Raw genomic sequence first — 23107 nt, 5'->3', positions numbered from 1 at the left:
GCCGTCGGCTGTCCCGATGACGGTTACGCACAGGAGGCGGCCATGCTGCGCAAGCGGCCCCAGGTCGGCACGGTCGCGGTGGTCGCCCACCGGAAGAAGTCGCTCGGCGGAGGACTGGACGAGCTGCGCAGGCTCCTGGCCGACGAGGGTGTGGAGGAACTCCTCTGGTACGAGGTGCCCAAGAGCAAGAAGGCGCCGAAGAAGGTGAAGAAGGCGCTCAAGGAGGGCGCTCGGCTGCTGCTCGTGTGGGGCGGTGACGGCATGGTGCAGCGGTGCGTGGACGCCGCCGCGGGATCGAAGGTGACCGTCGGCATCATCCCGGCCGGTACGGCCAACATGTTCGCCGGGAACCTCGGCATCCCGGAGGACCTGCCGGAGGCGGTGCGGATCGCCTTCCACGGCCGGGACCGGAAGCTGGACCTGGGCAAGGTCAACGGCGAGCACTTCGCGGTGATGGCCGGCGTCGGCTTCGACGCGGAGATGATCAAAGACGCCGACCGGGGGCTGAAGGACCGGATGGGCCGGGTGGCCTACTTCTGGACCGGCCTGCGGCACGTCCGGGGGGAGCTCGTCCCGGTGAAGATCAAGGTCGACGGGACGAAGTGGTTCGAGGGCGAGGCGAGCTGCGTGCTGTTCGGCAACGTCGGCACGATCACCGGCGGCATCGAGGCCTTCGACGACGCGCGGCCGGACGACGGCTGGCTGGAGGTCGGCGTGACCACCGCCAAGGGGCCCCTCCAGTGGGCCCGCACGCTCGGCCGGATGAGCGTGAGCCGCTCCGACTCCTCGCCGTTCGTCCGGATGACCCGGGCCCGCGAGATCACCGTCAAGCTCGGCGCCCCGATGACCTACGAGCTGGACGGCGGCGCCAAGGGGACCGTCACCGAGCTCAGGGCCGAGGTCGTGCCCGGCGGGCTCACCCTGCGGGTCCCGGAGTCCGACGAGCCCGACGAGCCCGACGAGCCCGACGCGAAGGACGGGGACGCGAAGGACGGGGACGCGAAGGACGGCGCGTCGGAGTGACCGCCCTGCCGGAGTGACCGCCGTGCCCGGCCGCACCGGCCGGGGGCGTGCCGGGCGGCGGATAACCGGTTGGACCCGGGACCGCGAGCAGGCAGCATGGCGGGCATGTCACTGCGTTTCCACGAGATCGCCGAGAGCGGTCACCGCATCCTGAACCCGTTCACCGAGGAGAAGCTGGCGCTGCTCGGGAAGGTCGCCCGGCTCCGGCACGGCACGCGCGTGCTCGACCTGTGCTGCGGAAAGGGCGAGATGCTCTGCACCTGGGCCCTGGAGCACGGGATCGAGGGCACGGGCGTCGACATCAGCGAGGTCTTCCTGGACGCGGCGCACGAACGGGCGGTGGAGCTCGGGGTGGCCGGCCGGCTGCGGTTCGAGAAGGGGGACGCCGGGGCCTACCGGGCCGAGCCGGGCTCCTACGACGTCGTGTCGTGCCTGGGGGCGACCTGGATCGGGGGAGGCGTGGAGGGCACGGTCAGGCTCATGCTCCCCGCGCTCGGCGAGGACGGGATCCTCCTGGTCGGCGAGCCGTACTGGGTCGACGAGCCGCCCGCCGGGGCGTACGAGGCGTTCGGCTTCGGGCCGGACGATTTCACCTCGCTGGCCGGGACGTTCGACCGGTTCGAGGCGGCCGGGACGGAGGTGCTGGAGATGGTCCTGGCCGACGGCGACAGCTGGGACCGCTACGCGGCGAGCCAGTGGTGGACGGTGAGCGACTGGCTGCGCGCCAACCCCGGGGACCCCGACGCCGCGGAGATGCGCGGGTTCCTGGAGCGGGCCCGCCGCTCCCATGTCGCGTACGGCAGGCGGTACCTGGGCTGGGGCGTCTTCGTGCTGCGCCGCCGTTGACGGTTACCGGAGAGTAGGAATAGGTTCTGCATACCGGCCGGTCGGTCCAAGGGCGGCTCCGCGGACCCCGGCCGGAACGGCCTGCTCCGCCGACTCCTGGAGGCACGATGACCGACGCCCAGCTCGCCCGGCAGTCCTGGCGCCGCCTGGAGCCCGTCCACGGGATGATCTACTTCGTCCCCGAGGCCGCCGAGCGCTACGCCGCCCTGGGACTCGACGCCCAGGCGGGCTACTTCGCCTCCCGCGCGGCGGCGTTCGGCGCCGCCTCGCCGGAGCTGGTCATCGCGACCTTCTACAACTTCTGCCCCGCGCTGGTGCGCAAGGCGCTCCCGGCCGCCTGGGACGTCGTGACCCCGGCCCAGATGATCGGGGCGCGCTACGAGGCCGCGGGCGCCGCGCTGCGCCGGGGCGGGATCCACGAGGTCCCCGGCCTCGCCGAGACGACCGCGCTGGCCCGGCGGGCCGCCGAGCGCGCCTGCGAGCACCTCCAGGGCCGGGCGCTGTTCGCCGCGCACGCCACGCTGCCGTGGCCGTCCGACCCGCTGCTGGAGCTGTGGCACGCCCAGACCCTGCTGCGCGAGTTCCGCGGCGACGGGCACGTCGCGGCCCTGCTCGCCGAGGGGATCGGCCCGCTGGAGGCCCTGGTCCTGCACGGCGCCACCGGGACCACCCCGACGATCTTCCTGAAGGTCAGCCGGGCCTGGCCCGCGGAGGAGTGGGCGGCGGCGGAGGAGTCGCTGCGCGGGCGCGGGCTGCTGGCCGGGGACGAGCTCACCCGGGAGGGGAGGGCCCTGCGGCAGCGGGTCGAGGACCGTACCGACGAGCTGGCCCTGCCCGCCTACGCGGCGCTCTCCGACGACGAGCTCGCCCGCCTGGCCGAGCTGGCCCGGCCCTTCGGCCGCCGGGTGGTCGACGCGGGCCTGCTCAACATCGGCGGCTGACGCGGCCCGCCGGGTCCGTGGTGCCCGCCGGGCGCGGTGGGCCCGGCCTGTCCCGTCCGAGTCGGTCAGCCGGTCAGCCGGTCGCGGTGGGGTCGGCGACCTGGCCGAGGAAGAGCGGGACCAGCGTCGGCCGGTGGACGATCGCGAAGGCGAACGGCCGGTCGGCGCGGAACACGGCTTCCGCGGGCGCGGGGGCGGCGGCGGGGAAGGCCAGGCCGGTCACGGCGGCGGCCTCGGTGCCCCACTCGTCCACGGTGACGGTCGCCTTGTGCACCGCCCGGTCCAGGAAGAGGCCGTCGGCGATGCCGGGGTAACCGGAGCTCCTCAGGCCGAGCCGCTCCAGCGGCTCCTTCAGGTCCAGGCCGGTGGAGAAGTCCCACCGGGGCAGCACGACCTCGACCCGGGTCCGCTCCAGCCGCCCGGCCAGCCGGGTGAGCGCCCCGGGGGCGAGCCGGTCGCCGACGGAACCGCCCGCGTCCGGCAGGACGACCCACATGGCCAGCTCGCTCCCGGCATAGGCGAGCTCGACGGCCTGCCAGCCCGGTCCGCTCGCGTAGGGGAACTCCCCCGCCACCCGCACCAGGTCCGTGCGCACCACCCGGCCGTCGGCGCGGGTGAAGGCGGCGGCCTCCTCGGGCGGGTCGGTGAACGGGACGGCCCAGTCGGCCTTCAGGCAGAGCGCGTTCGCGATCACCAGCCGGGTGCCGGGGCCCAGCCCGTCGAACACCTTCTTGACCCGACCGGCGGTCTGCTCCTCGGCCCAGGCGTCGATCGCCCCGGCGGCGTCCGCGGCGAAGTCCACCTGGCGTGCGCCGGTGCCGTACTCGGCGGCGAGGACGCGCAGGAACTCCGGGCCGACGGCGAGGCCGTCCTGGACGAAGATCCCGGAGGCGAGCCTGACGACCGGCGGTGAGGCCGCGGACTCCTGCGCGTCGCGACGGGCGCCCGGATCGGGCACGGGAGGGGCGCCGTCGGTCGTGGTGATGACCCGGGACAGCGTGTTGAACGCCGCGTGGGGTCCCTCCGGGGGGAACCCGAAGACCGCGTCCAGCTCGCCCCCGGTCGCGGGATCCGCGCCCGCCCGCGCCATGCCGTACGCGTGGGCGATGCTCAGCGGGGACAGCACCGTGTTGACGCCGGGATCGGCGACGGCGGTGAACAGGGCGTGGCCGAACGCCGCCAGGCCGGGCCGCAGGTTCGCCACCGGCGGGCCCGGCCCCGGCCCGGCGTAGAGGTTGCGCCGCACCCCCTCGGCGGTGACCGGGCGGGACCCGGTCGGGCCGCAGGCCGCGAGGGCGGCGACGGCCAGCAGCGCACTGAACAGTCGACGGTACATGCCTTCACAGACGTCCCGGACACCGGAGCGGTTCAGGAGCGGTTCATGGGCCGGGGCGGGCGGAGTCCTCAGGCGCCGAAGGCGCGGCGGTAGGCCGACGGCGAGGTGCGCATCGCCCGGGTGAAGTGGTGGCGGAAGGTCGCCGGGCTGTCGAAGCCGACCGCGGCGGCGACCTCCTCGACCGGGACGGCGGTGGACTCCAGCAGGGGCAGGCTGGCCGCGATCCGCTGGGAGACGACCCAGCGCAGCGGGCTGGTCCCGGTCTGCCGGCCGAAGCGCCGGATGAAGGTGCGCGGCGACATGCGCGCGACCCCGGCCAGGCCCGCGACCGTGATGGGCTCGGCGAGGTGGTTCAGGGCCCAGTCCATGGCGCGGGCCACCGCGTCGTCGTCCTCGACGGGGACGACCGCCGCCTGCACGAACTGAGCCTGCCCGCCGTCGCGGTGCGGCGGGATGACCAGCCGGCGCGCGACCGTGTTGGCCACGCCCGCGCCGTGGTCCCCGCGCACGAGGTGGATCAGCAGGTCCAGCCCGGCCGCGCTGCCCGCGCTGGTCAGCACGTCGCCGCCGTCCACGTAGAGCACGTCCGGGTTGACCCGGACCGAGGGGAACCTCCGCTGGAGCAGCTCGGCGTACCTCCAGTGGGTCGTCGCCTCCCGCCCGTCCAGCAGGCCGGCGGCGGCCAGCGCGAACGCCCCGGAGCAGATCGAGACGACCCGAGCGCCCCGGCCGTGCGCCGTCCGCAGGGCCGCCACCACGCCGGGGGAGACCTCGTCCCGCACGTCCGGCACCCCCGGGACGATCACCGTGTCCGCCGCGGCGAACGCCTCCAGCCCGTACGGGGCCCGCATGGTGAGCCCGCCCGCGACCCGCAGGTCCGCGGGGCTCTCCGCGCAGACCGCGAGCTCGTACCAGGGCAGGTCCAGCTCGGGCCGGGGCAGCCCGAAGATCTCCACCACGCACCCCAGCTCGAAGGGGGCCATGCCGTCGAAGGCCAGCACGGAGACGGTACGGCGCGCGTCGCGCGGGACCGGGGAGGGCAGGGGGAGCTCCATGGCGAGATCTTAGCGATGGACGTCGTTCACGCCACTGGCGGCGCCGTGCGGGACGCGCCAGCATTTCCCCATGTCCGTAACCACCGTGTCCGCGGTCACCGCGGTTCCCGCCGCCGCGAACGCCGCGGCCCTCGCCCACTTCGCCGCCCGCCTGACCTTCGAGACCGACGCCTCCGACGTCGCCGCCGACCTGGCCGCCGGAGTGCCGGGCGTCGTCGTGGTCGACTCCCGCAGCCTGGAGAGCTGGAACCAGGGCCACATCGCGGGGGCCGTCCACCTGCCCACCGCGGAGATCGCCGTCCGCGCCGCCGAGGTGGTGCCCGCCGGGGCGACCGTGGTCACCTACTGCTGGGGCCCCGGGTGCAACGGCGCCACCCGCGCCGCCCTGGAGTTCGCCCGGCTCGGCCACCCGGTCAAGGAGATGCTGGGCGGCTTCGAGTACTGGGCCCGGGAGGGCTTCCCGGTCGAGACCGCCGACGGGGTCTCCCGCCGCCCGGCCGATCCCCTGACCGCCCCGGTCTCCGGGGTCGCCTGCGCCTGCTGACGCCTGCTGGCGGCCCCGGTCGCCTGCGCCTGCTGACGCCTGTTGGCGGTCCCGGTCTCCGGCGTCGCCCGCGTGCGCCGGCGCCCCGGCCCGCCGTGCCGGGTACGGCAGGGCCCGCCGTCTCCGCCGGGGCCGGGCCCGCCGTGCCCGGGAGAGGGCGGCGGGCCCGCGCTCAGGACGGGATCGGGACGCGGATCGGCTCCAGCCCCTCGGGCTCCTTGCCCGGGTAGGCGCCGCTCAGCATGGTGGCGACCGTATAGAGGTGCCAGGCCGTACCCGGCTTCTTCACGACCGGGCCGGCGAAGAGCCTGCGGACCTCGTCGGGCCTGACGATGGGGGACAGCAGGTCGAGGTGGGCCAGGACGTGGTCGCGGAGCACGGCGCTGAGCGCCTCACCCGGGCTGGTCCGCCAGCTCCAGCCGCCCGCGGTCTTCGGCGCGGTCAGGAACCCGGGTCGGCGCTGCCACGGGTAGTACTTTCGGTCCGCGGTGAAACGCCACGGCTTGCCCTCGATCGGCACGTTCCGCAGCCGGGGCGCGAACGTCACGATCAGCTCGTGGATGACCTCCTCCGAGAGCCGCCACGACTGGTCCAGGGCGAGTGCCGCCCGGACCACCCGGTTGTCCAGGAACGGCCGCACCGGGTCGCCCCGGCGCAGCGAGCCCGCCCGGGCGCTGGCCTGCCAGCGGCCGATCTTGTACCAGACGTACATGTGGTCGAGCGCCTCCATGGCGTCCGGCCGCTCCTGCCAGGGCGCGGCGAGCCCGCGCGCGTGCTCGTTGGCCTCGTCGGTGAAGAGCGCCACGTCCTTGGCGAAGAAGGTGGTGTCGATCCGCTTGCGCAGGGCCTTGTCGCTCAGGTCGCTCTGCAGCAGCAGCAGGCTCCCGGCGCGCAGGGTCTCGCCGCTCTGCCCGGACATGGTCGGCTTGGCACTGTAGGGCAGGTAGGTCACGATCGACTCGTAAGCCGAGGTCATGCCCTCGCAGGTGCGCAGCGTCTCGTAGGTGCGCGCCAGCGGGTGCTCCACCAGGACCGCGTCCTTCTTCTCGGCGCGGGCCGGCGGGATCACGGTGTGCCCGACCCCGAGCTCGTGGGCGATCCGCCGGGCGAGGACCACGTCCGGGTGGTCGTCGAGCCCGTTCGTCGTGGCCCGGAACGGCACCTTCGCGGCGTGCAGCAGGGCCGCCAGCACGCGGGTGTCCCGGCCGCCGGTCAGCGCCAGGTTCACCGGCTCGCCGGCGTCGCGCAGCGGCGCCACGGTCGCCAGCAGCGCCTCGGCCAGCTCCCCGACGAGGGCCCTGCGCCGCCGACCCGAGGCGGGCGCGGGTCCGGCCGCCGGGAGCGGGACCGCGGTGACCGCGCGGCGGCCGTCCCGGACGGTGATCGTCGACGACGGCGGCAGCGCGGAGACGCCCGCGTAGGGCGTCTCGTCGGAGAGGAAGAACCCCTGGCGGATCATCGTCTGCAGCGCCGGCACGTCCCAGGAGACCCGGTCGCCGCCGCAGGCCAGGTGGACCAGGAGCGCGCGGCTGCCGATCACGTGCAGGTCGGGGGTCTCGGCGTGGAAGACCGGGCAGACCCGGTTGATCGCGGTGGCCGCGCAGAGTTCGCCGGGGGAGGCGCGGAACACCGAGAAGCAGCCGCCGACGTCCTCGGTGCGCAGCTCGGGGGCGTGCGCGAGCCGCTCGACCTCCCGCGGCTCGGCCAGGTGGCCGTTGACCCCGGTCACCCGGTCGGGCTCGGTGAACAGCAGCTCGGGCCGGCGGGAGTCGTCGGGCTCGTTGGTCCAGGCGAACAGGGAGACGCCGGGGCGGTGCCACTCGCGGGCCCTGATGACCTCCGGGGGGACCGGGAACGCGGCGTCGATCGCGCCCCTGACGGTGTGCAGCACCGCCTCGGGGATGCCCGCCTTGGGGTCCTTGGCCGCCAGGCCGAGATACACGCGCATGGTCCTGGATCATATGTCGTGTTTTTTCATGACAACCCAGGGTCGGTGGGGAACGATGGAGGTCATGAACGAGATGCTTTCGCGTGCCGCCGACCGCACGATGAACGTGGTGCACGGAATCCGCGATGACCAGCTCGGCCTGCCCACGCCCTGCGCGGAGTACGACGTCCGGGCCCTGCTCGGCCACCTGTCGTGGGTGGCGGCGATGATGGCCGCGCTGGCCCGCAAGGAACCGGTGCCGCCCCAGGACGACGAGCCCGCCGCGCTGGAGGAGCGCGTCCGCGACATGGTCGCGGCCTGGGCCGAGCCGTCGGCGTTCGAGGGGGAGAGCCCGCTGATGGGGCTGCCCATGACCGTGGTGTTCCAGATGGCCCTGGGCGACCTGGTGTTCCACGGCTGGGACCTGGCGCGGGCCACCGGGCAGGACTACGAGCCGGACGTCGAGACGGGCGAGGCCATGTTCGTCTACGTCGACGGGATGGCGCCGATGGCGCGGCAGAACGGGGTCTTCGGCGACGAGGTCGCCGTGCCCGAAGGTGCCCCGCCGTTCGAGCGGGCCCTCGGGATCAGCGGGCGGGATCCCGGCTGGAAGGCCTGATCGCGCCTCGGACGCGGTCCGCGCCCGCTCGGGTCGCGCGCCCCGGCGCCCCGGCGCATCCGGCGGTTACGGGGTGCGGGCGGTTGTCCTATACACTGGCGTGGTGCCGCCGGGGTGAACGCCCCGAGTGCGCACCGAGGGGCTATGGCGCAGCTGGTAGCGCGCCTCCATGGCATGGAGGAGGTCTGGGGTTCGAATCCCCATAGCTCCACCTCATGAGCCGTTCTTGAGACGGCCTGAAGCACGTCGACGGGATCCCATCCGATCATTCAGATCGGGCGGGACCTCGTCATTTCCCCGGATGATGTGACCGCTGGCAGGCTTTTTCGAGCGTGTGTGGGCGGCTATCCCGTGAGTCATCGAGGTTGACGGCCAGGGCCGCCGCGTTCTGGCCTTGTCTCACACCTCGGCATGATCGCGGCGGCTTCCTGCTGCTCGCACCTCAGCACTGCGACCAGCGGAAACACGCAACGGATCACGAATTACGGTCGCCGTGTCTGATCTGCCGTGAATGCGCCGGTTTTCGACCTGGCATGGCTGTTGATGTCCAGGTATCTTATGTCCGGCCGAACATTCATCACACAGTCGAGCGCTTACGGTACGGGAGGCTCCGTGACGGTGAACGCCGAACTCTACCGGCGAATTATTGCATTGGCGGATCTGGTCACTCCTATGGCCGTGCGGGCGGCAGCCACTCTCCGCATCGCCGATCATATAGGAGAGGGCGGGCAGTCTCTTGTGGAACTCGCCCGATGCACCGGCGCCCGTCCCCGGCCGCTAGGGAAACTCATGGATCACATGGTGAGCCTGAACATCCTGGACTTCAAAGACGGTCGTTACCATCTCACTGATATGGGATCCGTGCTGCGTCGGGAAGGTACTTCACCATGGCCGTTCGAGCAGCTGGACATCGATGGAGTCATCGGCAGGACAGAGCTTTCCGTGATCCGTCTTATGCACACGCTGAGGACGGGAGAATCAGTTTATCATGGAATGTATGGTACCGATCTATGGTCCTATATCAACGGACTCGAGGATGCGGATGATGCGCTGTCCTCGCAATCTCAACCGGAACTTGCTTTCGACGTCGATCTACTGATGGACCACCCGTGCTGGCGTACGGCCAGTACAGTCGTGGACGTGGGTGGCAACACCGGCGCTTTAGTCGAGGCGCTGCTCGCCAGATATCCGGATCTGTGCGCAACTCTTTTGGACCTTCCTGCCTTTGCTCATGTGGCGCGGCAGCGTTTTGCTGACTCTGGAATGTCTGACAGAGCGACCGTTATCGGCCGGAGCTTCTTCGACCTGCTTCCTGAAGGTGCCGATGTCTATGTGCTCTCGAGTGTTCTCGCCGACTGGGACGATGCCAGCGCGGTCCGGTTGCTGCGAAATTGTGCCGACGCCGCCGGGAAAGACGGAAGAATCCTGGTTTCCGAGGTCTGTTTGACGGAACACCTCCAACGAGCAGACACCGCGATGGCGCTCTGGCTGGAGGCTGCCATGGAAAATCCGGATAGAACTGTCGAGGACATCTCGATATTGGCTGCCGAAGCAGGGTTGAGCGTCGCACGGGTGGATCGTGCCCCTACTCGAATGGTGCTCGAACTGTATTGAAGGAGAAATCCGGAGGTTACTCCGGCTCAAGGCGCCAGCCGTGCTGATCGCGCCGGTCAGGTCGAGGTGACAGAGAGGTCAGTGTCATCCCGCCAGTGCCGTCTGCGCGAGAGACAGCCCGACCAACAGGGCGGGTCCGCGGAGAAGCTGCAAGATCAGACCGACCGGTGTCGGCCCGAACAGGCCAAAATCGATCAGAGAACTGCTGTAGTCGATCGGTGGTCTCGTTGCCACCCGGTACGCCACGAGAACCGCACCGACGGCCGACACCGTGGCGGTCAGGACGGAGATATCGGAGATCAATGCCGCCGTCGCCGCCGACCAGATCGCCGCGCCCGCCGCAGGTATCACCAGATGCGCGAGAGTGAGCAGGTGATTCGAACCGCCTAAGGCCCGCCGGATCGCGGATGAGCGAGCGATGATACGGAGCCCGCCGGACAATCTGTCCACGGCCACGAACCCGGCTACCGTATGCACGGCCGGCAGGAAAGCGGTCAGACCGGTGGCGTGCGCGGCGTAGGGCACGGAGATCAGCGCGGCCCAGGTGAAGAGGCCGGTCGGCATGCGCAGCACACGGGCCAGATCGGTCTTCACCAAGGCGACGAAGCGGTTTCCGCTGATGGGAGCGGGCCGGACTCGCGCCACTGCCCGCATGCGCCGTTCCAGGATGATGGACGAGATGAAGGTGCTGTCCAGCGACAGGACGGACACCTGGGTCGCTGTCGCGAGATCGCTTCCGGAGGACACCGCTCCCCGCGTCAGGGTGCTCAGACCACGGTACGCGCAGCGGAATGCGATTGAGGCTGCGGTCAGGGACACGACCGTCCAAACCGTATACGTGACCGTTCCGGCCCGCTCCAGACTCGACAACAGGTATCCGGACCGCAGAATCAAGATCGCCGACGCAACGCCAACGAGCGTGTACACCGCCGTGTTGAGTCCGCGCTGGACGGCGTACACCGATCGGTACCCCGCCGCCTGAACCAGGACACAGACGCACGTTCCAGTAACGCCGAGCGCTGCCCACATCGCGAGCCATGCTGCGAGAGGAACCGCAAGGCGAGTCATCGCGAGAAAGGCGATGCCGAGTGCGGCGGATGTGACCGCACCGATCGACACGGCGGCGGCGAGGCGGCCGACGAGTAGGCCAGCTCTGTCGACCGGAGTGCTGAGTATCCAGACGCGTGCCGGAGCTCCGACGTACAGGGGGCCGAACGCCAGCAATGTCTTGGCGAAGAATACCAGGCACAAAATCGAGACCACGGCGGCCGTCAGCTGTACCAGAGGCATCCTGGAGGCATCAAACGCCGTGGCACCATGATCGGCTCGCCCGAGCCCTGCGCGAACGATCTCCAGGACCAGACCCCCCAGAATCGTGACGTAGAGTCCACGTTCGATCAGCGCGGACAGAATGTAACCCGCGGAGCGCCTCGGTTTTTTGGATCGTATCTTTTTGCGAAGTTCACCGGACCGCGGAACGGCCTGCCGGACACTGGCGATCGTCACGCCGGCACCTCGATGATCCGGTCAGCCGTCGCATCGATCAATTCGGGGTCATGGGAGGAGAAAAGTATGCCGACACCGGCGGCCTTCTCTGCTTGAAATCGTGAGGTCAGCCAGGCCCGTCCCTTGGCATCCAGTCGCTGCTCCGGCTCATCGAGAAGAAGGACACGGCGTGGACGCACGAGGCAGGACGCGAGGCCGAGCCGATGGCGCTGTCCGCTGGACAGGGTGATCGGAAGCTGATCCGCCGCCGTGCGGAGATCCAGTTCGTGCATGACGGACTCGACCACTCCATCGGGATCCGCCGCGCCGTGCGCCCAGGCATAGAGCGTGAGGTGGTCGATCACCGAGAGATCTGGGAAATAGTCGGCGTCGTCGAGCAGGCAGGCCATCGCGGCGCGAACGGCCGGATCCGATTCGCGGACTTCTTTGCCGCTCAGCGTGATCACGCCTTCGTCGATGCCCTCTATCCCCGCAACGCATTTCAGCAGCGTCGTCTTCCCGGAACCGTTGGGTCCAATGACCGCCAGGGCCTCGCCGGGGAGCAGGGAGAAGCTGATGTTTTTCAGGATGGGGGAATTGGAATAGAACTTGCTGATGCCCGATATGTGCAGTAGGTCTGGTGTTGTCGATGTGTCCATTGCGGTGTCGTATTCAGCTATCGTCGTGAGCGGAAAGGACGGGGGACGCCTACTGAGTCTATTCAAGGTCCATCGGAAGCGGTGCGGAGTCGGGGACCTTGATCGGAGTTCTCGCCCGCGTTCCGGTAAGGGATCCGTTCAACGTACTGCCGGTCACGCATCGCCGACCGGTTCACTGGTCACCATCGGAGGCGGCGGTGACCTCTGCCGTCTCTGCTCAGCGTCGGAGCGCCGCGGAGGTAGGGTCCGTGGAGAAATGCCGTTCGAGATCAGGGAGGTGCTTCAACAGCACGCATACGAGCAGGACAGTACCTCGCTGCAGGTCGTAAACGTCAACATGAAGATCGGGACGCCGCCAGCGCGCTTCCGCATGGTCTGCGCGAGCAGAACCAGCCGCTGGCGCTCAGTTGAGTATCCGCCGACCTCCCCGTCGAAGAAAGACATCATCCGTTCGACGGTCGTTTCGATGTCCTGTTCTTCGCCCTTCACGAATGCCGCACCGGCCCCTACGAACTCATCTATCCCTCGCACGCCGGACATGGAGCGCTCAAGCTGAGCCATGAGGGCGGGCAGGTCGAAGCGCTGCTCATCTCTCTCATTTTCCACGGACTACCTCCTCGGGGGAAGAACTCTGATGCCGTGCTCTCCTGGCTTCGTCTGGCTGTATCGATGTGGGAGGAGAAGCAGGGGCGAGACGATTGTGGGGTCGACTCGGCGGAGGGCGGCCATGCCGACTCCGGCCGCACCGAGCATCAGGCCATACCCGCCCGGCCACGTCAGGTCATCATGATGGGAGAGCAGCGCATGGTGGGTGAGGGTGCGCGCTGTCCGTGGATGGTCGCTGACGGCGGGATCCTCGGGGGCGAAGGACAGGATCTCCGCGATACCGGCAGCGCCATGGCAGACGCATACGTCGTGCACCAGTCGGGGAAAGGATTCGCCGGCGGACTTCGCCTTGGTGAAGCCAATATGAGCGTCGTCGGCCACCTCGGTGGATACCCGGTCGCTGTCCAAGAGCAATCCGGTACGGCTGAGGGCGATGCCAGGCGCGCCGTAGCACCAGTCGTACCGGTGGACGTCGGGTCCCAGTATGGGGTTCTCCACCGCGCCGCGTTCCTGGATGGATCGGACGTCCCGCCAGTTTCCCGCCACCTCGTCATACCAGGAGCGTTCGTACTGGCATGCCCGTTCCGCAGCTTCGAGGAAGGTCGGATCACAGATTGCGTGTCCCAGCTCCGCCAGGGCGAGCGCACAGCCGGATGCGCCGTGAGCGAATCCGATGAATCCCATGGTGTCACCACGGGCCGAGTCGAGCCAGTACAGGCCACCCGACCGGTCTGTGACGCTCAGGCTCATCAGCAACGTGCCCATCGGGCCGGCCAGTTCGATGCTGTCGGGGCTTCCGAGCGCGTGTGCTCCGACCAGGGCAATCAGGGCGCCGGCCAACCCGTCGACCACGTCGAAAGGCATTGGACCGTCAGCTTCGAGTGCTCGTTTCGCGGATCGGCTGACCAGTTCGAACCCGTCCGCGAGAAGTGCCGGTTCGCCCACCACGTGTCCCACCAGGGCGGCCGTGAGGCCGACCCCTGACATGCCACTGTACAGGCCGACGCCAGAGAGAGACGTGGCAGTGGCGAGTGCTTGGCGGGACGCGGCTGCGGCGAGATCGGTGTACGAACGATCACCGGTGGCGGCGGCGAGGTACGCGAAGAACAAGGCTATTCCAGCGGTGCCGCCGTAGAGATCTGCCGCCATGGGAACCCAGCCGTCGCGCCCTTGCGAGTCAGGACGAGGCTTGAGCCAATTGCATCGACCGCTGTGCCACAAGGCGTCATGGGCGATCCGCTGGGCAAGTCGGTCGGCGTGTTCGATCAGCATGTCGTCGGTCGGCGCTTTTGGCCGGACCGTAGATGTGGGCGGTGTCGCCCGCCGGGATGTCAGGGAGAAATCGATACCGAGCAGAGGGTCTACGACGGTGCGCGCCACCTCTTCTCCGGCATACGGCCGGCCGAGTGACCTCCCCTTGCGCGTAAACACGTCCGTAACGTGCATCAATCGTCGTTCAAGGTCGACTGACCCGTCGGCGTGTGCGCGCATCAGCCCGTCGGCGAGCGTGTCACACACGAACATGCCGTAACTGTCTCCGTTTCCTGGATCTTCCGCTAGGCCGAGGCCCAAACCAATACGACACGTCAACGCGGGGATGTACGGCCGCATTCTTGGCAGAAGCCGGTCGTGCACCTCCCCTAGACCCGTCCATGCGCTCAGGAGATCACGGTGACCGATGTAGAGGACGCCGGTGTCAGCGCGTTCAGGCCAGTCCGTATCGGAGTGCACGACTTTGAACTGGTAACGCATGCCCCGCCCGTCGAGTTCGCGGGTGAGAAGCGTGATCAGTTCAAGCGCACCGACGGCGGTCACATTCCAGTAGAGACGGACGAGCCGCTGACCGTCGGAGCCCGGCTGCCCATGCGGGCTCCGGAACAGAACGAAGCCCGGAGACCTGGTGAGTGAGATACCAGGGATCTGCACCTCGATCCAATCCGGGCGAGAGCGATCCTGAGGCTGAGGCAGGGCGATCTGGACCTTTGCTCCGTCCAGTTCGATTGCGGGCTCACCGTAGAATTTCTCGAGTGGACGTCGCACGGTGGAGGAAGCGATGTGACGAGCGGTGTAGACAGCCGCGTTGATGAACCGTGCTGACCGGGTCGAGGGCGAGCCCTCCAGCATGGATTCACGGAATGCCGACAGATCTCGTTGTGGCCATCCGAATAGATAGAAACCTCTGTAGAGCAGTCGGCCGATGAATGACGCCGTCGCCTCTCGCATCATCCCCTCGTCTGGCAGCGGACGAATCTCGTCCACAACCTCGCCGAACCATGAAAGTTCGTATCCATTGGATACCGATACGGCACTGAGGGCGGCGCCGGCGAGCCGATGGAAATCAGTCATTGACATCATTCAGCGCCAATCCGAAAAAGGTTCTGGCGGCAACATCGGGATTCAGTCTGATGTTCGCCGCTATCTGTAGTAATTGCCGTGATGTTGCAAGTGGGACGCTTCTTTGGTGTGTGTTCTCGATAGCAAACTGCACTAGCCTGGCTGCACACCATGTCATTAGGCCGGAAAGGCCGGCGCGGCCGAGGTCGAGAGTGCCGGAGAAATTTGTGAGATAACTGCCGAGGAAGGAGTGCGAGAACTCCCGTATCTCTTTCATTCCGATCGCGGCGGCCTCGTTGGCCGTCTCGCTGGGATTATTCGGAACCCAGAAGTCGGGATCGGTCAGCCACCAGACCAGACGTTCGGCGAGTAGGCCTGCGATATCCCATCGGCGGTCACCTGGTCCACCCATCTCCCAATCGATGAAGACTGGCTCTCCGGATTCTCGGATGATTATGTTGTCGCCGCGCAGGTCGTTGTGCGTGATCACCTCGGGTGTCCACTGCGCACGGACCGAGTTGAGTACTGACATCAGTGCTTCGTTCGACTGGATCGCCTGGATGATCTGCAGAGATGCCCGGCTATGGAACTCGACCGAAGCCGGCGTTGGATAACCGCAACGCAATATCGGGGGAGCCGGCTTTGGCATGAGGCCGAGATCCCCGTCTATCCGGTGCAGCCGGGCTAGGGCGGCACCGATGGAGACTGCGATGGCAGCACGTCGTTCCCGTTCCGCCGTGTACGCCTCTCGCGGTGACTCACCCACGACGTACTCGATGACCAACAGGCCTCGGTCTTCGTCGTATGACAGGAATTCCGGGAGATGGTGGGCGAACGTCGTGGGCTTGAGCGCTTGGTAAACCATGGCCTCCTGTCGGATCGACTCCCCCGTCTCGGCCGTCGTGCCTTGCTTGACAGCCCATCCCCCGGATTCAAACCTGACGATCAGACACCGACACCGACGTGACTCGTCCATAATCGTCAGCCGCGAGTCGATTGCCTGCTCCGGGCTCAGTGCTCCGCAGGTGATGAGCTGCCGGACTGCGGAGATCTCGTCGAGCGCCGGCCGGTCAGCGGTGAAGGTGGCCTTCTCCGGGGTGGGGTGGATGGGCTGGGTGGTGATTTCCACGCTGATCTCCGTTAGAAGCGGCCAGAACCCGATTCGGTCGCTGGACGACGGCTCGGGGGCTGCCGGTGCGGCGTCCGTCCCCCATGGCACAGTTCAGCAGCACGCCATGGAGCAGCTGAAGGCAGCCGTGCACGCGGCGATGCTGACGGTGACTGCGAGCCATCCGCACCGGGCCTCCACCGTCTGTGCGAGTTCGATGATCCGCTTCCGCTCGTCCGCGTTTCCGTAACCGTCGCCCTGAAGGAAACGCATCATCACCGCAGTTGTGTCGTCCAGTTCCGAGTCGCCGCGGATGAAGCCTCTTGCTGCTGCGGTGAACTCATTCATGCCGTCGATGGTTTCCATCTCCAGCTTGATCTGCTCTAATGCGTCATAGCCTTCCGGTACGGGATTCTTGAAAGTCACAGAAAGCGCCCCTTGGAATGACGTGGACAATGCCGGGGATCCGCCCGGAAGTACTCTCGGGCGGATCCCGGTGCGCCGTTAGGGTTGTACGGCGGAAGCGCTGGGCGAGCTGTTGGTCATTCCTAGCAGCATGCGATGGAGCAGCTGAAGGCGGCCGTGCATGCGGTGATGGTCGCGCCGATCGACACCCAGCCGCACTTCGCCTCGATCGTCTGGCCCAGCTGAATTATCCGCTTGCGCTCCTCCTCGTCCTGGCAGATGTCTCCCTGAAGGAACGGGAGCATGAGCTCAAGGGCCTTCTCGATGTCAACCTCGCCCTTGATGAATCCGTTGGCGGCTGCGGTGAACTCAGAGAAGCCGTCGATGCCGTGAAGGGCGCTGTTCACGTCCCTCGCGATCTGCGGATCATGTGTCGCATGCGCGTCAGGGGGTGGCGTGATCGCAGTCGGTGTCATCATGCCTCGCCTCCGTCTCTGGGGGTTTTGTCAGATTGGAACATGCATGCATGTCAAATGTCAATGTTCCGTGGTCCGTTAAACATTGCCCTCTTGTCGCGGTGTGTGAATTCGCCTATCTGCCTCCCGTTATCGCAGAAAGTGATATTGTGCGGGCTGAATGTGATAGAGCTTTTTCGCTCTGAATCCGCAGCTCAGAGTGCAGGGCCGGAGCGTTCTCACTCGTTGAGACCGGGCGGCTGAAGACCATCCTCGGGATGGCCGCGGTAGTGATCGGCGGCAGCGGTGATGGCGGTCCAGCCGAGCAGGCGGTCCAAGCCATGGCGGGTAGACGGTGACGATGCCTGGTCTTGCCGGTGCGGTGGTCGGTGCGGCGGTGTTTGATCTGGATGGCCTGGACCGCGCGGGAGAGGGATAGGGGCCGGGCGGCGCAGATCTTCATACGGCGGATCTCGCGGTGGCCGTGTCCTCGCTCGTCGGCGCGATCGCCGAGGAAGGCATCACGCCGTGGCAGGGCCTTGAGCCGGCGGTGCAGGGCGGCTGGTCGCCTCTGGGTGCAGCTCTTTCTCAAGGACTGTGCTGATCAAGCAGCGAGGGCGAGTTCATCCTGGTAGCGGGCACCGCCCGCCGGGTCGGCCCGTGGATGGTTGACGAGATCTCGATCAGCTCGACCGGGATCTCGTCGTCCTCCCGGCGGACCTGCCGGAACAGGTCGTCTCCACCGCCGGCCTCCGCAGCGCCGAGACGGTCCGGCTGCTGGGAGCCGGACCGGATCATCGCCTACACCACCGCTGTCACCGAGGCCATGGACGAATCGGTCGATGCGCTGCCCAACTTCACCGCGGTCGGCTCCTCCGAGGTCGCGGAGCCGGCGCCCCCGGTCCGGCCGGGCGGTGTGCTGGTGTCAGCCACGGACCGAGGTCGCGCACCTCGCGGAACCGCTGCTCAAAGCGGTGCGCTTCGTGGCCCGCAACGGCACCGATCATATCGCCGCCCTGGTGAAGCTGGTCGACCTCGACCTCGACCTCGACCTCGACCTCGACGTGGTGCGTGTCGGCGTGGAGGCGTCCCGTCCACTCGCCGAGCCCGCCTCGGTGCACCGCGACGCCGAGGCCGGGCGGCTCCCCGGGAAAACGATCCTCCTCCCGGAAGAGAGCCCGGCATGACGAGCCGCCCTTCTCCGCCACCCGGATTCACACGGAGCTGGGCTCGGGGGCCTCGTCGAGGACCTTGGGCACGCCCCGCAGCGCGAACAGGGACGCCACGGCGAGGACGGCGAGGATGCCCGCCCCGGTGAGCACGGTCGTCTGCAGGGCGTCGACGAACGCCTGCCGCGCGGCCCCGGTGACGGTTCCGGCGAGTTCCCCGGGCAGGGTCGCGGCGGTGGCGAGCGCGCCGCCCAGCGTGTCGCGGATCTGCTCCGCGGCTCCGGCGGGGAGTCCGGCGGGCAGCTCCAGCCCGCCGCGGTAGGCGCTGCTCAGCACGGTGCCGAGGACGGCGATGCCCAGGGCGCCGCCCATCTCGCCGGCGGTCTCGGAGATCGCCGCGGCGGCTCCGGCGCGCTCCCGGGGCGCCGAGGCGATGACGGTGTCGTTGACGACGGCGAAGGTCAGCCCGATGCCGCTGCTGGTGAGGATCATCGTGGCGGCGAGGTAGGGGTAGTGGAGCTCCAGGCCCACCTGGCTGTAGAGGGCGAACCCGGCGGCGGCCAGCGCCATGCCCAGCGCGACGGTCCGGGCGCGTCCCATCCGGGTGATCAGCGCGCCCGCGGCCGAGCCGCCGATCGCGGCCCCCACCCCGCCGGGAAGGCCCGCCAGGCCCGCCGCCAGCGGCGACCAGCCCAGGACGAGCTGGAAGTACTGGGCGAAGAGCAGGGACATGGCGATCATGGCGAACATGGCGACGAGCGTGGCGCCCGCCGCGGCGGAGAAGGCGCGGTTGCGGAAGAGCCGCACGTCGATGAGCGGTTCGGTCAGCCGGGCCTGCCTGCGGACGAACACCGCCAGCGCGACGGCGCCGACCACGGCCGCCACGGTCACCGAGGTCTGGCCGGCGCCCCCGTGCGCGGCCTCCTTCAGCGCGTAGACGACCGCGACGATCCCGGCGAAGGACAGCGGCACGCTCACCGGGTCGATCCGGCCGGGACGCGGGTTGCGCGACTCGGGCAGCACGGCCGGCCCCGCGATGAGGATCACCGCGACCACCGGCAGGTTGATCAGGAAGACCGAGCCCCAGAAGAACTCGTTCAGCAGGGCACCGCCCACCAGCGGGCCGAGGGCGAACCCGGCCGCGCCGATGCTGCTCCAGACGCCCACCGCGGTGGTCCGCTCCGCGGCGTCGGTGAAGACGTTGCGGATCAGCGAGAGCGTCGAGGGCATGATGGTGGCCCCCGCGACGCCCAGCAGCGTCCGGGCGGCGATGAGCAGTTCGGGGCTGGAGGCGTAGGCGGTCAGCAGGGAGGCGGCGCCGAACGCGGCCGTGCCGATCAGCAGCAGCCGCCTGCGCCCGATCCGGTCGCCCAGGTTGCCCATGGTGACCAGCAGCCCGGCCAGGGCGAAGCCGTACACGTCGGCGATCCAGAGCTGCTGGGTCGCCGACGGGGCCAGGTCCTCGACCAGCTTTGGCACGGCGAGGTGGAGCACGGTCAGGTCGACGGAGAGCATCAGCATGGCCAGGCACGCGATCACCAGCGTGCCCCACTTGCGGGAGTCGTTTCTCATGCCGTCAGCGTCGGCGACGGCGCTGACGGATCACCGACCGAGCGCTGACAGGCGGTGGGACGGATCACCGACCGAGCGCTGACAGGTGCTCGCCGATGACGGCGAGCGGCGTCGGCCGCGGTGCGGCGCCGGGGACGGGCCTGCGGGCGCGGGCCGCCTCGACGCCCCGCGCGCGGGCCGCCTCGTAGGCGGCGGCGCCGATCAGGTCGCGGCACCGGGCGGCGACCCGGGCGGCGTCGGGATCCTCCACCGGCGGGAGGCCGCGCAGCGCGGCGCCCGCGCCCAGCAGCAGGGCGGCCCGCTCGCCGTCCCCCTCCAGCAGCGCCACCCCGGCGAGGCCCTCGGCGACGCGGGCCGCCAGGGACAGGTCGCGGGTCCCGCGCCCGAACCCGGAACCCGTGAACGCCCGCCGGTACCAGGCCAGGGCCTCGGCCGCGTCGCCCTTCGTCTCGGCGACCCACCCCAGCGCGACGCACACCCGGGTCCGGGTCTCCTCGACGTCGAACCATCCCGTCGAGCACGCGGCGAGCGCCGCCTCGCACCTGCGGCGCGCCTCGTCCAGGTCGCCCCGGAACCGGGCGATCTCGCCCAGCCCGAGGTGCGCGGCGGCCAGCACCTCCCAGGCGCCCGCCCGCCGTCCGAGCCCGGCCGCCCTCTCGTAGTCGGCGCGCGCCCCCGTGGTGTCCCCGTCGCGGAGCCGCCCGTCGGCGCGGCGGTGCAGCAGCTCCGCCACGTCGAGGGTGGCGCCCAGCTCCTCGGCGAGGGCCAGTGCCCGGTCCGTCAGCGAGGAGGCCCTCGCCCGCTCCCCGCGCCGGCCGGCGATGTCGGCCATGCCGGAGATCGCCTGCGTCATGCCCCACCGGTCGCCGACGGACCGGAAACCCGCGAGCGCGAGGGAGAACTCCTGCCCGGCCTCCTCCAGATCCCCGTCGAACAGCCGGAAGTACGCCCACCCGAAGTGGGAGACCGCCGACAGCCACGGGTCGTCCGCGCCGATCCGCTCCCAGCGGCGCATCATCTCCTGGGCGACCTCCGGCTCCGGCGGGCCGGCGACCATCGCCCACAGGACGTTGGCGAACGGATGCCGGGGCATGTCCTCCCGCTCGGTCATGATCGTGCGAACGGTCTCCAGACGGGCCTCCACCCGGGGGCCCGCGCCGCCGCTCACGACGGCCGTCATCACGCAGACCGCGTACTCGTCGGCGAGCCCTTCCGGGGGATCGGCGTCGAGCCGGTCCAGCAGGTCGCGGGCGAGCGAGGCCGCCTCGCTGCGCAGGGCGCGCAGCCACCAGTAGCACGTCAGGGCGGACAGCAGCCGCAGGGCCGGTCCGAGGTCCCCGGCCTTGACCGCCCGGTGCAGCGCGGCGTGCAGGTTGTCGTGCTCGTGGTCCAGCCGCTGCAGCCACTCCAGTTGCTCGTCGCGGCGCAGGTAGGGGTCGGCCGTCTCGGCGAGGAGGAGGAAGTGGTCCAGGTGGGCCCGGCGCAGCCGCTCCTCCTCGCCCGCCTCGGCGAGCCGTTCGGCGCAGAAGGCGCGGATCGTCTCCAGCATCCGGTAGCGGCCGCCGACCACCTCGACGAAGGACTTGTCCACCAGGGAGGCGAGGACGCCGTCGGCGTCGTCCACCCCGCAGACCCGCTCGGCGGCTTCGAGGGTGGCCCCGCCCGCGAAGACGGTCAGCCGCCGGGCCATCGTCCTCTCGTCCTCGTCCAGCAGGTCCCAGCTCCACCCCACGACCGCGTGCAGCGTCCGGTGGCGGGGCTGCGCCGTACGGCTGCCGCGTGACAGCAGCCGGAAGCGGTCGTCGAGCCTGGCGGCGATCTCCACTGCGGTGAGCGAGCGCAGCCGGGCCGCGGCCAGCTCGATCGCCAGGGGCAGACCGTCGAGGGACCGGCAGATCTGCACGACGGCGCGGGCGGTGGCGCCGTGCGCACCGGACTCTCCGCCGGGATCCCCGCGGGGGTCCGCCCCGAAGTCCAGGGTGAAGTCCGGCCGCACGGCCGCGGCCCGCTCCGCGAACAGCCGGACCGCGGCCGCCCGTCCGGGGTGGTCACCCGGCCCGGGGAGTTCCAGGGGCGGGACGGGGCAGAGCACCTCACCCGTGATGCCGAGCGCCTCGCGGCTGGTGGCCAGCACCCGCACCCCCGGGCAGGCGCTGAGCAGCCGGTCGGCGAGCCGGGCGGCGTCGTCCACCACGTGCTCGCAGTTGTCGAGGACCAGCAGGACGTCGCGGCCGGCGAGCGCCGTGACCAGCCTGCCGGTCGGGTCGGGTGCGGACTGCTGCCGGTTCGGGGCCGAGAGCAGGACGGTCTCGCGCAGTCCGAGCGCGCTGAGCACCGCCTGCGGCACCTTCGCGCCGTCGCCGAGCGGTCCCAGCTCCACGAAGCGGACCTCGCCGTCCAGGCGTCCGGCGGCCTCGGTGGCGAGCCTGGTCTTGCCGGTCCCCCCGGGTCCGGTGAGCGTGACCAGGCGGCCGCCGCCGAGCAGGGCCCGGATCCGCTCCAGTTCGTCCGCGCGGCCGATCAGCGGGGTGAGGTGGGCGGGCAGCCCGCGCGCGGAGCGCTCGGCAGGACCCGCGGCGCTCACGGCGCCGGTGGCCGCGGCGGGGACGAGGGAGGGATCGCCCCGCAGGACCGCGAGGTGGGTCGCGGCCAGCACGGCGGACGGGTCGGCGCCGAGTTCCTCGGCGAGCCGCCGCCGGATCCCCTCGAACACGGCCAGCGCGTCGGCCTGCCGGCCGCACGCGTACAGCGCCCGCATGAGCTGCCCGGCGGGCCGCTCCCGCAGGGGGTGCGCGGCGACCAGCTCCTGCAGCGCCGCCGCCGCCTCCCGGGGGCGGCCGACCGCCAGCTCGGCCTCCGCGCGGTCCTCGGCGGCGGCCAGCCGCGCCTCCTCCAGCCGTACGGCCTGCGCCGCGGCGAACGGCGCGTCGCCCACGTCGGCCAGCGCGGGCCCGCGCCAGAGGCCGAGCGCCTCCTCCAGCAGCGCCGAGGCACGCTCCGGGGCACCGGCGGAGAGCGCCCGGCGGCCTTCGGCGGCCAGCCGCTCGAACCGGCACGCGTCCACGGTCGCGGGATCGACGGCGATCAGGTATCCCGCCGGCCGGCGGACGATCAGGTCACCGCCGGCGCCGGCGCCGTCGCCCCGGTCGCCGAGGAGGGCGCGCAGCCGGGAGACCTGCGCCTGGAGGGCGCCCACGGAGTCGCCGGGGGCCCGGCCGTCGCCGTAGAGGCCGTCGAGAAGCCGCTCGACGGTGACGACCCGGCCCGCGTCGAGCAGCAGCAGGGCCAGCAGCGCCCGCAGCCGGGGCCCGCCGACGGCGACCGTCCGCCCGTCGCCGCGCCGGACCTCCAGAGCCCCCAGGACACCGAACCGCATGGTGGGGATTGTCCCAGGACGCGGGGGATCCGG

20 protein-coding genes and 1 tRNA gene are annotated in these 23107 nt (G+C 70.1%); 8 read left to right on the top strand and 13 right to left on the bottom strand.

Annotated features, from left to right (window positions below; all coding sequences use genetic code 11):
• Positions 1 to 42 precede the first annotated feature (42 nt).
• The 3 genes from HS045_RS00960 to HS045_RS00950 all read left to right on the top strand — a co-directional run bounded on the left by HS045_RS00960 (position 43) and on the right by HS045_RS00950 (position 2810).
• Positions 43 to 1023, top strand: a complete 981-nt coding sequence (locus HS045_RS00960) for a diacylglycerol kinase family protein (protein ID WP_196449288.1) — start codon at positions 43 to 45, stop codon at positions 1021 to 1023.
• A 105-nt stretch (positions 1024 to 1128) separates the two neighbouring features.
• Positions 1129 to 1869: a cyclopropane-fatty-acyl-phospholipid synthase family protein gene (locus tag HS045_RS00955; RefSeq protein ID WP_230883380.1), complete on the top strand. Its 741-nt coding sequence runs from the start codon at positions 1129 to 1131 to the stop codon at positions 1867 to 1869.
• 107 nt (positions 1870 to 1976) lie between these two features.
• Positions 1977 to 2810 (top strand): hypothetical protein, encoded by an 834-nt coding sequence (locus tag HS045_RS00950; protein ID WP_196449286.1) that lies wholly within the window; start codon positions 1977 to 1979, stop codon positions 2808 to 2810.
• Positions 2811 to 2883: 73 nt separating this feature from the next.
• Here HS045_RS00950 and HS045_RS00945 read toward each other — a convergent pair whose 3' ends face one another.
• Entirely contained in the window at positions 2884 to 4146 is a 1263-nt protein-coding gene (locus tag HS045_RS00945; protein WP_196449285.1) for a serpin family protein, read from the bottom strand.
• 68 nt (positions 4147 to 4214) lie between these two features.
• Complete coding sequence (gene ftrA, locus HS045_RS00940) at positions 4215 to 5201, bottom strand: transcriptional regulator FtrA (RefSeq protein WP_196449284.1); 987 nt, start codon at positions 5199 to 5201, stop codon at positions 4215 to 4217.
• A 70-nt stretch (positions 5202 to 5271) separates the two neighbouring features.
• Here ftrA and HS045_RS00935 point away from each other — a divergent pair, with 70 nt between their 5' ends.
• The gene (locus tag HS045_RS00935; RefSeq protein ID WP_196449283.1) at positions 5272 to 5745 is read left to right on the top strand and encodes a rhodanese-like domain-containing protein; all 474 of its coding nucleotides are present in this window, start codon (positions 5272 to 5274) and stop codon (positions 5743 to 5745) included.
• Positions 5746 to 5917: 172 nt separating this feature from the next.
• Here the strand turns inward: HS045_RS00935 and HS045_RS00930 are convergent, their stop codons facing one another.
• Positions 5918 to 7693, bottom strand: coding sequence for an asparagine synthase-related protein (locus HS045_RS00930; RefSeq protein WP_196449282.1), 1776 nt, complete (start codon positions 7691 to 7693; stop codon positions 5918 to 5920).
• A gap of 64 nt (positions 7694 to 7757) precedes the next feature.
• Here HS045_RS00930 and HS045_RS00925 point away from each other — a divergent pair, with 64 nt between their 5' ends.
• The 3 genes from HS045_RS00925 to HS045_RS34005 all read left to right on the top strand — a co-directional run bounded on the left by HS045_RS00925 (position 7758) and on the right by HS045_RS34005 (position 9905).
• Positions 7758 to 8291, top strand: a complete 534-nt coding sequence (locus tag HS045_RS00925; protein WP_196449281.1) for a TIGR03086 family metal-binding protein — start codon at positions 7758 to 7760, stop codon at positions 8289 to 8291.
• A 138-nt stretch (positions 8292 to 8429) separates the two neighbouring features.
• Positions 8430 to 8502: transfer RNA gene (locus HS045_RS00920), tRNA-Ala, on the top strand.
• A gap of 401 nt (positions 8503 to 8903) precedes the next feature.
• Positions 8904 to 9905: a methyltransferase gene (locus tag HS045_RS34005; protein ID WP_196449280.1), complete on the top strand. Its 1002-nt coding sequence runs from the start codon at positions 8904 to 8906 to the stop codon at positions 9903 to 9905.
• 84 nt (positions 9906 to 9989) lie between these two features.
• Here the strand turns inward: HS045_RS34005 and HS045_RS00910 are convergent, their stop codons facing one another.
• The 8 genes from HS045_RS00910 to HS045_RS00875 form a co-directional block, all read right to left on the bottom strand.
• A complete protein-coding gene (locus HS045_RS00910; RefSeq protein ID WP_196449279.1) occupies positions 9990 to 11411 on the bottom strand; it encodes a DUF6297 family protein in 1422 nt (473 codons plus the stop codon).
• Complete coding sequence (locus HS045_RS00905) at positions 11408 to 12049, bottom strand: ABC transporter ATP-binding protein (protein WP_196449278.1); 642 nt, start codon at positions 12047 to 12049, stop codon at positions 11408 to 11410. The genes HS045_RS00910 and HS045_RS00905 overlap by 4 nt, the downstream gene beginning before the upstream one ends.
• Before the next feature lie 282 nt (positions 12050 to 12331).
• Entirely contained in the window at positions 12332 to 12655 is a 324-nt protein-coding gene (locus HS045_RS00900) for a hypothetical protein (RefSeq protein ID WP_196449277.1), read from the bottom strand.
• A gap of 3 nt (positions 12656 to 12658) precedes the next feature.
• Entirely contained in the window at positions 12659 to 15001 is a 2343-nt protein-coding gene (locus HS045_RS00895; protein WP_196449276.1) for a lanthionine synthetase LanC family protein, read from the bottom strand.
• Positions 14994 to 16118, bottom strand: a complete 1125-nt coding sequence (locus HS045_RS00890) for a phosphotransferase family protein (RefSeq protein ID WP_196449275.1) — start codon at positions 16116 to 16118, stop codon at positions 14994 to 14996. Before HS045_RS00890 ends, HS045_RS00895 begins: the two co-directional genes overlap by 8 nt.
• A 93-nt stretch (positions 16119 to 16211) precedes the next feature.
• Positions 16212 to 16523, bottom strand: a complete 312-nt coding sequence (locus tag HS045_RS00885) for a hypothetical protein (RefSeq protein WP_196449274.1) — start codon at positions 16521 to 16523, stop codon at positions 16212 to 16214.
• Between the two features lie 122 nt (positions 16524 to 16645).
• Positions 16646 to 16981 (bottom strand): hypothetical protein, encoded by a 336-nt coding sequence (locus tag HS045_RS00880; protein WP_196449273.1) that lies wholly within the window; start codon positions 16979 to 16981, stop codon positions 16646 to 16648.
• A gap of 564 nt (positions 16982 to 17545) precedes the next feature.
• Complete coding sequence (locus HS045_RS00875; RefSeq protein WP_196449272.1) at positions 17546 to 17755, bottom strand: hypothetical protein; 210 nt, start codon at positions 17753 to 17755, stop codon at positions 17546 to 17548.
• Positions 17756 to 17931: 176 nt separating this feature from the next.
• Between HS045_RS00875 and HS045_RS00870 the strand changes: the two genes are divergently transcribed.
• Positions 17932 to 18144 carry a hypothetical protein gene (locus HS045_RS00870; RefSeq protein ID WP_196449271.1) on the top strand — a complete coding sequence of 71 codons (213 nt, stop codon included), beginning with the start codon at positions 17932 to 17934 and terminating at the stop codon, positions 18142 to 18144.
• Positions 18145 to 18171: 27 nt separating this feature from the next.
• On the opposite strand, the gene HS045_RS00865 is transcribed toward HS045_RS00870, so the two are convergent.
• Both HS045_RS00865 and HS045_RS00860 read right to left on the bottom strand, forming a co-directional pair.
• The gene (locus tag HS045_RS00865) at positions 18172 to 19698 is read right to left on the bottom strand and encodes an MFS transporter (RefSeq protein WP_196449270.1); all 1527 of its coding nucleotides are present in this window, start codon (positions 19696 to 19698) and stop codon (positions 18172 to 18174) included.
• Between the two features lie 64 nt (positions 19699 to 19762).
• Entirely contained in the window at positions 19763 to 23074 is a 3312-nt protein-coding gene (locus HS045_RS00860; RefSeq protein WP_196449269.1) for a BTAD domain-containing putative transcriptional regulator, read from the bottom strand.
• Positions 23075 to 23107 lie beyond the last annotated feature (33 nt).

The sequence above is a fragment of the Planomonospora sp. ID82291 genome (genome assembly GCF_015711645.1).
Classification (GTDB): Bacteria; Actinomycetota; Actinomycetes; order Streptosporangiales; family Streptosporangiaceae; genus Planomonospora.
Note: the sequence above shows the minus strand (reverse complement) of the source record. Positions and strands in the feature narration are given on the sequence as shown.

Coding starts and splice junctions, on each gene's coding strand:
- HS045_RS00865 (WP_196449270.1), bottom strand. CDS start 19,698: ATGAGAAACGACTCCCGCAAGTGGGGCACGCTGGTGATCGCGTGCCTG.
- HS045_RS00935 (WP_196449283.1), top strand. CDS start 5,272: ATGTCCGTAACCACCGTGTCCGCGGTCACCGCGGTTCCCGCCGCCGCG.
- HS045_RS00960 (WP_196449288.1), top strand. CDS start 43: ATGCTGCGCAAGCGGCCCCAGGTCGGCACGGTCGCGGTGGTCGCCCAC.
- HS045_RS00955 (WP_230883380.1), top strand. CDS start 1,129: ATGTCACTGCGTTTCCACGAGATCGCCGAGAGCGGTCACCGCATCCTG.
- HS045_RS00950 (WP_196449286.1), top strand. CDS start 1,977: ATGACCGACGCCCAGCTCGCCCGGCAGTCCTGGCGCCGCCTGGAGCCC.
- HS045_RS00930 (WP_196449282.1), bottom strand. CDS start 7,693: ATGCGCGTGTATCTCGGCCTGGCGGCCAAGGACCCCAAGGCGGGCATC.
- HS045_RS00905 (WP_196449278.1), bottom strand. CDS start 12,049: ATGGACACATCGACAACACCAGACCTACTGCACATATCGGGCATCAGC.
- HS045_RS00945 (WP_196449285.1), bottom strand. CDS start 4,146: ATGTACCGTCGACTGTTCAGTGCGCTGCTGGCCGTCGCCGCCCTCGCG.
- HS045_RS00925 (WP_196449281.1), top strand. CDS start 7,758: ATGAACGAGATGCTTTCGCGTGCCGCCGACCGCACGATGAACGTGGTG.
- HS045_RS00875 (WP_196449272.1), bottom strand. CDS start 17,755: ATGATCCGGTCCGGCTCCCAGCAGCCGGACCGTCTCGGCGCTGCGGAG.
- HS045_RS00880 (WP_196449273.1), bottom strand. CDS start 16,981: ATGATGACACCGACTGCGATCACGCCACCCCCTGACGCGCATGCGACA.
- ftrA (WP_196449284.1), bottom strand. CDS start 5,201: ATGGAGCTCCCCCTGCCCTCCCCGGTCCCGCGCGACGCGCGCCGTACC.
- HS045_RS00860 (WP_196449269.1), bottom strand. CDS start 23,074: ATGCGGTTCGGTGTCCTGGGGGCTCTGGAGGTCCGGCGCGGCGACGGG.
- HS045_RS00895 (WP_196449276.1), bottom strand. CDS start 15,001: ATGACTGATTTCCATCGGCTCGCCGGCGCCGCCCTCAGTGCCGTATCG.